At 36.9% G+C, this 15,641-nt stretch carries 6 protein-coding genes; all 6 read left to right on the top strand.

Features of this window, described 5'->3' with window-relative positions; all coding sequences use genetic code 11:
- The first annotated feature begins 7 nt into the window (after positions 1-7).
- The 6 genes from NBT05_RS04645 to NBT05_RS04620 all read left to right on the top strand — a co-directional run bounded on the left by NBT05_RS04645 (position 8) and on the right by NBT05_RS04620 (position 15,626).
- Positions 8-3,295, top strand: a complete 3,288-nt coding sequence (locus NBT05_RS04645; RefSeq protein ID WP_265772287.1) for a baseplate J/gp47 family protein — start codon at positions 8-10, stop codon at positions 3,293-3,295.
- Positions 3,283-6,045, top strand: coding sequence for a hypothetical protein (locus NBT05_RS04640; RefSeq protein ID WP_265772286.1), 2,763 nt, complete (start codon positions 3,283-3,285; stop codon positions 6,043-6,045). Before NBT05_RS04645 ends, NBT05_RS04640 begins: the two co-directional genes overlap by 13 nt.
- Positions 6,046-6,079: 34 nt before the next feature.
- Complete coding sequence (locus NBT05_RS04635; protein WP_265772285.1) at positions 6,080-10,570, top strand: eCIS core domain-containing protein; 4,491 nt, start codon at positions 6,080-6,082, stop codon at positions 10,568-10,570.
- Between the two features lie 15 nt (positions 10,571-10,585).
- Entirely contained in the window at positions 10,586-11,218 is a 633-nt protein-coding gene (locus tag NBT05_RS04630) for a hypothetical protein (protein WP_265772284.1), read from the top strand.
- Positions 11,219-11,602: 384 nt separating this feature from the next.
- Positions 11,603-14,770, top strand: a complete 3,168-nt coding sequence (locus tag NBT05_RS04625; RefSeq protein ID WP_265772283.1) for a PKD domain-containing protein — start codon at positions 11,603-11,605, stop codon at positions 14,768-14,770.
- A gap of 16 nt (positions 14,771-14,786) precedes the next feature.
- Positions 14,787-15,626, top strand: coding sequence for a DUF6734 family protein (locus NBT05_RS04620; protein ID WP_265772282.1), 840 nt, complete (start codon positions 14,787-14,789; stop codon positions 15,624-15,626).
- Positions 15,627-15,641 lie beyond the last annotated feature (15 nt).

Raw genomic sequence — 15,641 nt, 5'->3', positions numbered from 1 at the left:
CCAACAAATGAGTGAAAATTGCAGTTATATCGATAGTATCTTAAGAAGAAACGGAAGGGATCAGCAACAACGGTTTAACGAAATACTGAATCCTGATAGTTTAAAACTCCATGATCTAGGTGTAGAAGATTGGATGTTGTTTGCTTATAACTTCGCCAAACATGTAAATTATTTCAATACCGAAAATGAGAATTCACCCTTAGGAGATTGGCAAGATTTGTTTCGCTATTTTGATTTTAATGAGGATACTATACCGCTTAGAGGCGAAACGACATACCAAAAGTTAAAGGATGAAATCACAGCTACGCTTCAGGAGCAAGAATATAATGGAGAAGTTACACCGCATTTTACACTATTTGTGTGCTTTCTTCGATTGCTAGAATTATCACAAAATAGATTTAATACCTTAACCAAAAGGCACCTTGATTTTTATTTTTCTGAAATTTTACAAGTAGAGAAACTTTCTGCAAAAGCAGATAAAGTACACCTGCTTTTCGAAATTGCCAAAAAGAGTATAAGTGAAAGAATTCCTGAAGGAACTAAGCTTGATGGTGGAAAAGATGCTAACCGAAAAAAGCGTATTTATAAAACTTCAGAAGAATTAGTTGCCAACAAAGCGACTGTAGCCTTGCTTAAAAATGTATACAATCATCAAGAACGAGAATTAGATCCAGCAGATTGTGCAGAAAAAATCATTGATGCAGAAATAAAAACGGCAGATATTGCCAACTCTTTTGATGGTAAAGGCGAAGAATTTCCCGAAGGATTTGCTGATTGGTGGGCTTTTGGATATCCGTCTAACGAAGGAACATATCCTGATTTGGATAACGTGAAAACTGGATTTGGTCTGGCATCTCAAATGTTTTCACTTAAAGAAGGAGAGAGAACAGTTCAGATCACCATAAACCAAGTGCCAAAAAGGAACCCAAGTCGAGATGATACAGAACCTTGTGATCCTAAAGAAGCACAGCTAGAGCTTCCCCCCGAAACCTTTGCGTTTGATGATTTGTATGAAAACATAACTATTTACTGTAGTACCGAAGAAGGTTGGTATGGTCCTCTGAAACTTGAAGAATCAAAAACTATTGGTACTGCATCGTATGAAACTAGGATGCAAAGCAATAAACTTTCTTTGTTGTTTGAAATACCACAAGACGCACCTTCTATAACTGGATATAACAAAGAAGTTCATCTTGAACCCTATACTACCGATTTGCCTGTAGTACGCTTTTTAATTGATACTAACAAAAAAGAGATTGGGACTACACAAGATGGGGAAGCAACATACAGCTATGCCGGATATAATTTAAACCGAAGACTAGCATTAAATACCTTGAGTTCGATGCAGGCAAAGGTTCATGTAGATAGTATTGTTTCTTTAGAATTAGAAAATGATACAGGTATTATTAATGTAGATAAGCCTTTTTATCCTTTTACTACCGATCCGATAAACAAATCAAATTTTGACATTGGTTATCCCGAGGTTTTCTCTAAACCCTGGAAAAGTATCAATATTGATATTACCTGGAAAGATACCCCCGAAGTAAATTTCGCAGATCAATATACTAATTATGGTACTCTTCCTACGGTAAATGATAGTTATTTTAAAGCGACTTCTTCAGTATTTGAGAATAATAGAAAAAGATATATCATAGAAAAATCAGATGTTGTGTTATTCAAAAAATCCGGTGATCTTTATAAAACAGATTTCTCATTTTCTAGTTCGCAAAGTGCAGGGTATAAAAATGGCCCATTGCGGTTGTCATTGAATCAGTCTTTTTTACAGGAACGGTTTCCAAAAACCTATGCACTTGCAATCTCAAGAGCTATTTTAGATGCTAAAGAGGAGTCAAAGATACCTAAAGAGCCTTATATTCCTTTAATAGAAACCATCAGTATGAGTTATAATGCAGAGGCATCAACTAATCTGCAAGGAAATAAAGTAGCTTATGCCAACAATCAAATTAAATTGTTTCATGAAGATCCGTACGGGCAACATGAAGAACATAGATTCCTTAAAGAAAGTATACAAGAAATTATTACCGGGAGTACTCAAGAGCGAAATGATTTCTTAACTAATCACTTGGTTCCTAAACATTGTAGAGGAGGATCTTTATTTATCGGCTTAGAAAATGCCGAAATCAACCAACAGATATCGTTATTAATACAAGTTTTAGAAGGGAGCGAAAATCCAGATGACGAAGGTTTTCTGGGCAATCAGCGTGTTGAATGGGCGGTTTTAAGTAATAACCACTGGAAAGATTTACAAGATAACATCTTAATCAATAGTACGGATAATTTATTGACCTCCGGAATTATACGATTTACTATTCCAAAGCAAGCAACAACCAATAATACAAGACTTCCGGAAGGTTATATCTGGATACGTGCCAGAATTCATAAAAACTATGATGCCGTAAGCAAGATAAAATCAATTTTACCACAGGCGGTATTGACCACTTTTGAAGACCAGGATAACGATCTGTCACATTTGGAAACCAGTTTACCTGATGGCACTATAAGCAAACTAATTACCAGGGTACCACAAGTAAAGTCAATTACGCAACCATATAATTCTTTTGATGGTAGTCCGCAAGAGTCTGATGAAGCATATTACAGACGCATTAGCGAACGACTTCGGCATAAAAACAGGGCAGTTACTCTCTGGGATTATGAAAATCTGGTGTTACAAGAATTTCCTGAGATCTATCAGGTAAAATGTTTGAATCATACCAACATGAAAGCCTCTCAGGGTCCCTCTTTTTTAGCACCCGGATATGTGACTTTGGTGGTGATTCCGGATACTATTGATAAAAATGTATTTGATATTTTTCAACCTAGAGTTAGCAAGGCAACATTAAATAAAGTAATGCGGTATATAAATAAATTGAACACCATACAGGTCGAAACACAGGTGGTCAATCCAACTTACGAAGAAGTTGAAGTTTCGTTATCGGTCAAGTTTTATGATCAATACGATGAAAACTTTTATACCAAACAACTAAGCGAAGATATTACCAAATTTTTATCTCCATGGGCATTTAATACTTCAAGAACAATAGATTTTGGAGCAACACTGCATCGTAGTGTTTTAATAGACTATCTGGAAGAGTTGTTTTATGTGGACTATTTACAAGACGTAATTGTAAAAAGAGACGGAGAAATATTTAATAGCAGTGTCCAACCCTCTAATCCAGCATCAATACTTGTATCAGCGAAACAGCATCAGGTATCCACCAATATAGAAAAATGCAAAGAGAATAACGAAGAAAAAATAGAGACATGCGAAATTTAGATGCCGTTTTCAATATCCCAAAAGATGTCACTACTCGGGATGACCTGGATTTCTATTTTTTGAGGGAAAAAGGAATAGAATATATTTCTCAGTTAGGAGGTAGATTATGGACGGATTATAATTCTCATGACCCAGGGATCACTATTCTGGAAATGTTGTCTTATGCCATTTCAGACCTTGGTATGCGAATTAATATGCCAATAGAAAATCTATTGGCTTCAGATAATAAAGGTACTGGGATCGAAACTCAATTTTTTAAACCTGCAGAAATATTTCCTTCGAAACCTATTACTGCATTAGATTATAGGAAGCTGTTGATTGATATTCCCGGGATAAAAAATTGTTGGCTACATAAACATGAAAAGCAAGTATTCTTAAATTGTAAAAAGGATCTTTTATCCTATAATACTGTAGATGTAGCCGATGTGTCTGTCGATTTTAAAAGGGAGTTCACTTTGCAAGGGCTGTATAATATCACGCTTGAATATGATGAAGATTTTCTGGAAGAAGGTATAGACGATATCCCCGAAGAAGATCAGGAAGTTTTTATCAATGTAAAAAAAGAAAAACTTATTGAAGCCGCTCGAATGGCATATCATCAAAACCGAAATCTTTGTGAAGATTTGGTAGATATTGGTGAGATAGAGCTACAAGACATCTCAATATGTGCCAGTATAGAAGTAGAAAACGAAGCAGATGAGGAATTGATTCATGCCAAAATATTACTTGCCATAGACAATTACTTTTCGCCATCGGTTCCCTTCTACTCAATACAGCAGATGCTAGACAAGGGATATACTACCGATCAAATTTTTGAAGGTCCCATCCTTAAAAAGGGATTTATCGATAGACAGGAGTTAGAAAATGCTAATCTCAGAGAAGAAGTTCGGCTTTCAGATATTATAAAACTTATCATGGATATCGATGGAGTGAAATTCATCAAAGATATAACTATAGGCAATTGTGATGATAATATTGCAGATGCTAACGATTGGATTATTTGTATAGATGATGGTAAAAAGCCAGCACTTTGCAGTAAAAGTGTTATCAATTATAACAAGGGGTTTTTACCACTAAATATCAATCAAGATAAAGTAGATGCATTTATTGAAGAATTAAAACCACCCGTAGATCAGATTTTAGATCAAAGTTTAGTCTTTCCAAGGGGTCAATATTTTAAAAATGAAGAGTATACTACCATTCAAAATGATTTTCCAGATACCTACGGTATTGGAATTAATGGATTGTCGGCCAGAGTTACCACAGAAAGAAAAGCTAAAGCAAGACAATTAAAAGGATATCTATTGTTTTTTGATCAGATTTTAGCTAGTTATTTTCAGCATCTGGGCAAAGTAAAAGAATTGTTATCGGTAAGCGGAAGATCTTCAAATACCTATTTTACGCAAGCCATAAAAGATATTGCAGATTTTGATGACTTGGTAAGTGATTACATCACTAACAATGATGAGGTACTTACCAATGAGCTGTTTAAAGAAATGGATAACAGTGTCGACCGTAGAAATCAAATACTTGATCATTTATTGGCGCGTTTTGCAGAGCGTTTTAGTGAATATACTTTTTTGATGAAAACCTTGTATGGCGATAGTACAGATGAGATAGTGCTTCGCAATAAAGAGGCTTTTTTAAGAGATTATAAAGTGATTAGCGCAGAACGTGGTAATGCATTTAATTACTATAAACAACCTTTTTCTAATTTATGGAATACTGATAATATTTCCGGAACTCAAAAAAGATTAGCACGATTATTGGGAATAAAAAACTATAATCGCAGGAATATTTCGGATTCCTTTATTATGATAAATGAAAGTATCGATGATAACGATTCTACAGCCTATCGATGGGAAATAAAGGATAAAGAAGGAAAGCCAATTCTGAGAGCTACAGAGGGATATGGTTCTAAAGCAGGAGCGATCAACGAGCTAAACTTTACAGTTTTACAACTTATTGAAACCAGCACCTTTGAACTTGATGCAGCATTTTCCGAACCGTTAAAAGATGATACCGAAGTTAGTAATATCAAATTGAATATATCTGGTAAAAAAGGAGTGTATTCATTTAGCGTGATTAATCCAGAAATTCCAGCATCAAGTACAGATCATATTATAGCAATCCATTCTAGATTTTATGATACACAAGACAAATTGAAAAAGGGCATATTTGATACACTGGCTTTTATCGAAAATGATTTCACCGAAGAAGGCCTGTTTTTGGTAGAACACATTTTACTAAGACCCGGTTTTCAGAAAGATGGAGTAGATGTGTATCCAGAACCCAGTAAGTTTATACCCATATGCTCAGATACTTGCGAGAATTGCGAACCTATAGACCCGTATTCATATAGAGTGAGTATTATTTTACCCGGGTATACATTTAGATTTTCTGATTCCAATTTTAGAAACTATATGGAAAATGTAATCAGACAAGAGATTCCGGCACATGTAGTGGCACGTATCTGTTGGATTGGTCATAGACAAAGCGAAGTGCCGGATGAAGAAAATGGATTGTTCAGGTTCGAAAAGGCATATAAAGAATATTTAGAAGCAAAAACCAATAGTTTAGGGGAGGAAGAAATCAAACCAGAAGGAGAAAACTCAAAACTCGAAGAGATGCTCGACAAGCTATATAGTCTGCAAACGCTGTATCCGGCAGGTAGATTAATTGATTGTGATAATGATGATGATATCGAAGGACAAATCATACTTGGCAGAACAAGTTTAGGATCCCTTTAAAATAAAACGACAATAGAGATGTAATATAATTTTCATGTTTACACCAAAGACGGCACATACTGTTACCAAAGGAAACAATACGCCTTCTGTTTTTAAACCAAAAAACAGGAGTGATTTGTTTATCCAGCCTAAATTGAAGGTAGGCCAGTCGGGTGATAAATATGAGGTAGAGGCAGATCAAGTAGCCGATCAGGTGGTACATGAACATCAAAACGGTGCACAATCTACGATCTCCCCTACTCCGGTTTCGGTACAAACCATGATCGAAGAGGAAACCATCCAGGAAAAACCAATTGCAGAGCGTATACAGCCGTTAACCAACCTGTCAGACGCTTCTTCTGTACAACGTATGGAAGAAGAAGTTCAAACCATGCCCGAAGAAGAGGTGCAAATGCAAGAGGAGGAAGTACAGATGCAGGATGAAGAGGATGAGGTACAAATGCAAGAGGATGAAGAGGTTCAAACACAATCTGAAGATGAGGATGTACAACTTCAGGAAGATGAAGAAGTACAAGCCAGAGAAAACCCTGGTAGTTCTGGACTAAATGGAGTTAACATTGGCCAATCTCTAAGAAATACAAGAGGCCAGGGATCTCCCCTTTCGGGAAGTGAGCAAACCCAAATGGAATCTGGTTTTGGAGCTGATTTTAGTGGTGTAAGAATTCACACAGGAAGTGAGTCTGTAGCTATGAATCGGGCATTAGGAGCACGAGCCTTTACCAATGGGAATGATATTCATTTTAACCAAAATCGATTCAATCCGGCAACGACCGAAGGACAGACGCTCTTAGCACACGAGCTTACCCATACCATACAACAGGGAGCATCAGGACCAGCATCTCAAGAAGGTACTGCTACAACCGAGGGTGGAAGCAATGCTGCTCAATCTGAAACTGCGGTGCCCACAACGGGAGCAACACCCGAAACTCAGGTAGAACAAACTGAAGGAGAAGCTATTGGTACACCTCTATCAGGAGAAGCAGAAGCCCAAGTAGAGGCTCAACCAGGTTCAGAAAAAACAGGTGTAGCCGCAGAGCCTACAACACCACGTAGTCCAGAAGAAGATCCTAACTTCCAACAATTAGAAGAGCGTGTAGCGAATACTGCCGAAGGACAACAAGAACACGAGCCGGCAACATTAGTGACCGGAGGAGCACAGGCCGCTGCAGTATCACCATCCAATGAACGTGTTGGTGGTGCACAAGCAGCTCAGGTAGCTACAATGGAAGAGCAAGAGGTAGGAGAATTTAGTGCCGAAGCTTTCAAAGCGCAGCTTATGCAGCGCATCGAAAGTATGCAGCTTCCGGCTAATGAAGAAGAAGCTGTTGATTTCGAAAATAATAATAACATAGATGAGGTTCGTAATGCTGCAACACAAGATGTACAAAACGAACAAGCTACAGCAGCCGGTAATATTTCAGAAGCTACTGCTCAAGAACCAAATACTGAAGCAGTACCAGAGCGAGAAGTAACACCATTACCGCCGGCTCCAATAGGCAATACACCAAATAGCGTACGAGCACAAAATGCTATGCCTCCAGCCAGAGGTGAATCTGAGGTAAGCCGGCCATTACAGGATAATATGGCAGAGGTAGACCAACAAATGGCTGAAAACGAAATTACCGATGACCAATTAGCAAACTCTAACGAACCAGAATTTGTAGGGGCACTGGATTCTACCCATCAAGCACGAGAAAATACAGCCCAGGCACCAGGAGAATTTAGAACTGAAGAGCAAAGTACCTTACAAAATGTACAAACCAGTGCCGAGGGCAATAGTCAGGAGACCTTACAGGGTATGCATCAGGATCGCACCGGATTATTAAATCAGGTAGCAGGTGATCAAGTACAAACCGGTACCACAGATACTGCCGAACGTGAACGTATTGCAGGAGAGATCAATACGATCTATGAAAATACTAAAACCGATGTAGAAACCATTCTTAGTGATCTTGATACCAGGGTTAATGATATGTTTACGGCTGGAGCAGATCGAGCTAAACAAGCCTTTGAAGATCATATTGAGAAAGAAATGGACGATTATCTTGATAGAAGATATGGTGGAGTAAGTGGTTTCTTTAGAAGAGTAAGTGATGTCTTTACAGGATTACCTGATGAGGTGAACCAATTTTTTATAGATGGACGAGAGGTTTTTATCGAGCGTATGGATTCGGTAATTACCGATATCGCTAATGTGGTTGCCACAGAGTTAACTGCAGCCAAAGATCGTATTACTCAAGGTAAACAGGAAGTACAAGATTATGTAACGGCGCTACCAGGAAATCTACAGGAAATTGGTCGAGAAGCCGCAGAGCGTATCCAGGAGCAGTTTGATGAGCTAGAACAATCAGTTAACGATAAACAAGACGAATTAATCGATAGCCTTGCCAATAAGTATAACGAGAGCCTCGAAGCCGTAGATGCACGCATCGAAGAGATGAAAGCTGCCAATCGAGGATTGATAGATATGGCATTAGACGCTGTTGCCGGGGTGATTCGAACCATCATCAACATCAAAAATATGTTGATGGACCTTCTAAGCTCTGCACTAAGTGTGATTACCACAATTATTACGGATCCTATTGGTTTTTTAAGCATGTTGATCCAGGGAGTGGGTCAGGGACTAAACAACTTTGTGAGTAACATTGGGCAACATTTACAATCAGGGCTTGTAGGTTGGTTGACTGGATCGCTAGGTCCAATGGGGGTTCAGATACCAGATAATCTATTTAGCCTTTCTGGCATATTTGATCTCGTAGCTCAAATTTTGGGGATTACCTGGGATTTCATTCGCCGTAAAGCTGTAAAATTATTAGGAGAGCCTGTGGTTAAAGTTGTAGAAACCGGAGTAGAAATCTTCCAGGTGATACGTCGAGATGGAGCTGCAGGTCTTTGGGAATATATCAAAGAAGAATTTAATAACCTGAAAGAGATGGTCATTGATGCCATCAAAGAGATGGTGATTACCAAGGTGATTGAAGCGGGTATCAAATGGATGCTAGGATTATTAAGTCCCGCAGGTGCCTTTATAAAAGCAGCTATGGCGATCATTGACATCGTTAAATTCTTTATCGAGCGCGGTAGCCAAATTATAGAAATGGTACGTGGCTTTATCGATGCAGTAAAGGCGATTGCATCTGGCAATGTAAGTAGAGTGGCAGGAGCTATAGAAAATGCGTTAAAAATAGCAATCCCTGTGGTGATCGGATTCCTAGCATCATTATTAGGTATTTCTGGGCTCACCCAAAAAGTAACCAAGATCATTAAAAAGATTCGTAAAAAGATTGATAAAGCCATTACTAAGGTGATCATGAAGGTGAAGAAAGCCTTTAAAAAGCTCCTTAGAAAAGGAAAGGCGAAGGTGAAGGGAGTTGTAAAAGGAATAGTGCAGTGGTGGAAGGCGAAGAAGAAATTTAAAGCCAAAGACGGTAAGAATCATAAGTTATTCTTTAAGAAAAAAGGAAAATCATATGAACTTATGGTAGCTAGTACTCCTACTACTTATGAAAAGTTCATAAATGATATTAAGTTAACCGATAATAAATTACAGTCAAAAAAACAATCGGCACTTACTATTGCGAAAAAAATCGACTTATTGGTCAATGAAAGTATAACTAATGAAAACAAAGATAATGGTAAGAAGATACAAAAGGAGTTAGATAAATTGTCTCCATTAACGGCCGAGTTAATGTCAGGTTCTGGCACCTCAGGGCCATCTTCAAAACCTATATTTGGAGGACTGATTGGAGAATTTGGAAGCTCTATGAGAATTGACTATTTGACGGGTGAAACCACAGGAACGGCAGCAAGCGCTACTGGAAGCGGTGTATATAATACTTTAAATCAAAGAAGAGAAGGTAAAGGTTCTTATTATATAAGAGGTCATTTACTTAGTGAAAAACTACACGGAACTGGATCAGATTGGAAAAACCTAACTCCTCTTTCTAGAAGTGGTAATAGGAAACATGAATCTGATGTAGAATCACAAATTAAAAACGCAATTCCGCCTGAAGGGCAATCTGGAAACAGGGCCTTTAGATATATTGTAATTCCTAATTATGGTAGAAGTGTCAACTCTGGTCTTTTGGCTAATATAGATGCTTCTAGTGATTCACCTGCAGATAAGCAGACAAAGAAAGAAATTGTAAGAGCAGAACGCTTTGTGCCAACTGCATTAAAATGTACTATAGTAGAAATAGATCCTACGGATAAAACTAAAGAAGTAAAGGGCAGTTCTATTAAATCGCCGATTACAGTCGATAACGCTATCGATCAATCCGGGCCCGATAAATATCAATTGGTAGATGTTGCAAAACCTGATCCGATTAAAGTCAATAAGGCTAATCAAGTTCAATTAGCAAAAGGATTATCAATTTCCCTTGATTTAGCTACGCAAATAGTCACGGAAAGAGATAAAAATGGATCCTTTAGAACACGGGAAAGTTTAACAAGCAGGGTATCAGGTTTGAATTCGACGGAGGTAAACTCTTGGTATGATAATGGACTTATAACTTTTGCAAATTAAAAAAAATGTAAGGTAATGAATGGTAAATTCTATGAAATAGTAAAAAATATAATGGTTGAATTATTCACCCATGATAAGTTTGATTTGCATGAGTGTGATTCGCCGTCATCTCTAACAGAAAAAAAAGTTGAAAAAATAATTACCGAGAATAAAATTAAAGAGAATGGTTTTGAGGAGTACTTTAAATTATATAATGGATTAATAATTAATTGGAATGCAAAGGAGATTGATGGATTAGGTAAAATAAAAATTTTAAAGGTGGATAAAATTTTTTCAGATGGGAAAAACCTGGTTTATTTCGATGATACTCCAGAAGACTCACCTTTACGAGATTTTCATATTGTCGATTTTTTTGTTGATGAAGCTTGTGTTGGGATGTATAAAGATCATCCAGAGCTTCCAGGGATGCATTTTTTTGAATTTGAGAGTCAAACCTATCCATTGCATGTAGATTTTGAGGGTTACATGAAGCTGCTAGCCGAAACTAGAGGTTTTTTTTACTGGCAAAAAGTGATTCTGGATCATTTGGCAAAAACCCCAGGTCCAATAACTCAAAATTTTAAAAAAATAATGCCAGAGTTATTCCCGGACTTTGATTATGATCAATTTATTGAACTCTATGAATCTTTGAGAATAGATAAAAAATAGTAATTGAACAGATAGCACAGATTTGCAATCCGTGCCAACTGATCATAATACCAATACTGCAAAGTCATAGACGTTTGCAGCCTAGTATAAAACCGACCAACGGTTGAGAAAATTAAAGCAGCGCAGGTCAAAACCCGATCATCGGTACCTAAATAAAAGTCCGCATACCGCTGATCGATAAAAATAGTATGGTGACAAGTTTTTGTAGGACGGGGAGAGGTATATGTAGTCCGCGGGAAGGCAGTCAGATACCGCTGGGCGATATAAAGCTGTTTTGTAAGAAAAAAACAAAAAGTAAGAATAGATATATGATTATGTATTCAAAATACATGAAAAAGGTAAATAAAGACAATAAACATACAATAACAAAACACACATAAGGTTATGACAACGACATTAGAGGCAATAACCACCAACTTTAGACGGTTTACCAAAAACCAGGTACTTACCGAGGGGCACCTAAACCAGATCGTAGATTATTTTGATGATCAAATACGATTGTCCAGAACATGCCTTAGTGGCGTAGGGATCGTTTGCGGTTTTGAAGTAAGCTGTGATGAAAGCACCAGTGAGATTACCATCACCCAGGGAGTAGGAGTCAGCACAGACGGAGATTTAATGCATCTGTTTCGCCCCGCCGATAAGAGCAATTATACCATTGATTTTGAGTCTATCACCTATGGAGGGTATAGAACATATGATAATACTAATGCAGATTATAAGCCTTTCTTTTATAGAGAAGAAACACAAATTAATCTGCTCGAACTTGTTGAAGAATCAAGTGGCGAAGGGATTACGTCTTTAAGCAGCTTATCGGGCCTTAAAGACAGGATAGTTTTGTTGTATCGCGAGTCCTACATCGAAGATGCTGATTTATGTACTACCTTGGGATGTGACAACCAGGGAGAAAGTAGTGTGGTAAATCATCGTGTATTACTGGTTAGCAAAGCCGATGCCGAATATATTATTAGTCAGGATCCAACCATACAAAAAACGAACTATGCCAATGTATATTACAGCCTGCCAGAGGTGATTATGAATAAGGTCGTAGCGACCCCAGAAATTTTTGATACCTATACTGACCTAAAACAAAGCTTCCTGGATGTTATCATCGCAGATAATACGGTGCAAAAATTAGAAGAAGGATTTACTAAACTTTTAACCGCTCTAAAAGCTCCTAGTATACTAACTGTTGTACAGGATAAACTTACCGAACTATTCGGTTTTAATGCTTCTAGTATTCCCGATGATTTCCAGTATCGTTACGATGCCTTAAAAGATTTTGTAGATACCTATAACGAAATTAAAGATATATTATTAAGTGTCGAAACATCAGATTGTTGTGCGGGATATAAAGATTTTCCAAAACACCTTATGTTAGGCGAAGTAGAAAAATCTGGCCCTTGTTATGAATGTAGACATGGGTTTTATAAATCACCAATCCTGGCAGATCTAATAGCGACTACTTGCGATAGTTGTGATCCTATCGAGCTTACTTATGATATTGATACTGGAGGTGATGATGATTCACCCTGTGTAGATGGTGGTAGTACCGTCGATATCCATATCGTTTTCACTATTGATGGTTCTAGTTCTTTTGCGAATCAGAGAGATAATGTAAGAAATGCTTTAAATGGTTATTTGGATTCTGTAAGGAATTCAAATACTTATATTTCATTTATAATGATGACAGGCTCAGACAATGCTATGAATCCAAACAATTTAATATATGTAAGAGCTACAGATCCAGAACTTAGAACCTGGATATCAAACTTTCCAACATCACCGAGTTTTGACTGGTGGGAAACAGGATACAAGGTTGTGATTGAAAGTATTTTGGAAACCGATATTCCAAATCCTACAATAGTGATAACGTTAGCAGATGAATTGCCAACAGGAAATCAAGGGTTATCTGCTGAAAGATTTAAAAATATAAAAAAAGAAACACAAATATTCAATTATATTGTGGATTCCAGAAGTCCTGGTATTCTTGACTCACGTGCCTCTGGATCTATGCCAGCAAATGTTATAGCCAGTATTGATGGAGAAACAGATCTGGATAAAACTGATTATTTTTTGACGAGTAATTTCAATGATCTTGAAACGAAAATTATCAATTTAAATGAATCTCTTATTAATTCGGGTGTTTTATGTCCCGAAACTACAGAAGATGAGGTCGTGATTGATCAGGATAATAGCGAACTTACTGTTTGTTATAGTGCAGGAAAAAGCGAGCAAAGACTATTTACTTTGATAAAAAGAGCTGTTACACAGCTAGCAAACTACAATGCAGATTACCAATTTATAAAAGTAACACTTTCAAAAAATTTAGGTAAATTAAGTAAAAAGGCTATTCCGTTTTACTACAATGTCGGTGAAAAGTTAATCGAATACTGGGATTTTGATAAAACCATACAAGGAAGACATAAAACCAATCTAAGTTATCACGATAGTTTGTTGGCGATAAAAAAGCCATTAGAGTTTTGTATCGATAGTGATTTTTATAGAGTAGAGGGGCATTTGGGAAGAAATTATAAAGAAGTAGTTGGCAGAATTAACACTATCAAAAAATCAAATAGCCTAGGGTTTAATGTAGTTGCATTACCCATAGAAAACGATGATATCCTTGGCGAAAATTTTAAATCCTTTTATCTCAACCGTAATTTGGGATTAGAACACAAAGCAGGGGTGCCTCCAGGAGGGACTTTAGTGTTGTTTTATTTACAAACCTCGCAATCTAATGGAGATGGAGGAGCTACTTTAGTGAGCGAAAGAGACGAAATTGCTGCTCGCAAAAAAGATAAAGCAGTAGCTAGAGCAGCAAGAGTTTCAGATAGTGATAGTGGTTTAGAAGCATTTTCCTTTGAAATTGACCCTGCAATAGCAGATCCTGTAGTTGCAGATTTTTGCCTGCCTTATTTATGTTGTGATGAAAATGAAAATGAAATAAGCTTACCAGACGAGGTAATTTGTTTTGATGAAGATACGCAACCTATACCGTTCAATGTTGTACCTGCGACGGCTGTAGTTAGGGCCGATGTTCCTGCTGGTCTAGATGGAGGGGTTATTAGAAATTCAGATGGCACATATTCTTTTGATGCAAGAAGAGTAAGTAGACAATTACATGGTACCAGTATACGATTCATAGTCAACAATCAAAGCGCAAATTTTGGAGTACGAGTGTATGAAAAACCAGAAGCATCTGTTACCAGATCAATTTCATATAATGATACAAAGACTGTTGCTACTGTAAACTTTAGGGTTTCTGGTGTTGACCTCAATACAATTACCGAATTTACCTGGGATTTTGGAGACGGATCACCATTGTCGAATGAAAGGCCAAATGCATCAGGACAGGTACGCAGGTCTTATAATTTGCCGGTAAATGTTAGTAATACAGTGTTTCCAAGACTTACCATATCACGAGATTTTTGTGATACAGATATTGAAATAGAATCAATAACATTTGAATCTACATATTACTATTATTACGGTGGTGACAGTAGCCTTGAAGGAGATGACACATTATCTATGTCGGTTGGAGATTTATAAATAAAAAAAGAGATTAATGAGGATTATTTATAGTTTAAATACATACCCTATTGCCAATAATCGATGGAATATGGGAAATAGATTCGACAATACTATTTATATGACTGCAGGAAGTATTTTGTATACCCAAATGTGGTATAAAGATATTACTTTGTATGTAGATCCCATAGGTTATGAATACCTTTCAGGATTACCGTGTAGAGTTATTAAGGTTGATTTTAAACAGGATTTAGAACTATGGATGGAATCAAAATTATACGCAATAGAGGAGCAAAGAGAACCTTTTGTTCATTTAGATACCGATGTTTTTTTAAAAAAACCACTCGAGTTCGAATTTGAAAAAGTAATAGTAGAAAGAAAAGATATAGGATATTACTGCTACGAGCCTCTTATCAATTTTTTTGATGACTATTGTAAAGACTTACATTTATGGGACTCAACTATACCATATGCATGGAGTTGTGGGGTGATTGGGTTTAAAGATTTTGCTTTACGAGATGAATTCCTTTCTTTTTACCGGATACTAAAAAATACCTTAAGTGATAATAGAGGGGATTATGACAAATTTATAGAAGATTATCCCGGATATCTAGAAATAGCATTGCTGTTAGAACAATATAATCTAACAAGCATGCTAAAAGTTATTGGGATTGATCCCACGGTTTTAATACCAGGAAGTACTATTCAGGAACAGTCAGAATATGCTAATAATTTAGGGTATACACATTTGCTGGGAGCATCAAAGTACCATCCAAAAAACATTAATAAAATTAAAAGATTGTTACATAAGAAATTTCCTGATTATTATAGATCTATCCAAGATAGATTAGAAACAGCAGCTATCGGAACCCTTTAGGTTGTACAAGAAAAG

This window comes from Aquimarina sp. ERC-38, assembly GCF_026222555.1.
Lineage (GTDB): Bacteria > Bacteroidota > Bacteroidia > Flavobacteriales > Flavobacteriaceae > Aquimarina.
The sequence above is the reverse complement of the archived record's forward strand: the minus strand, read 5'-3'. Positions and strand labels throughout refer to the sequence as shown.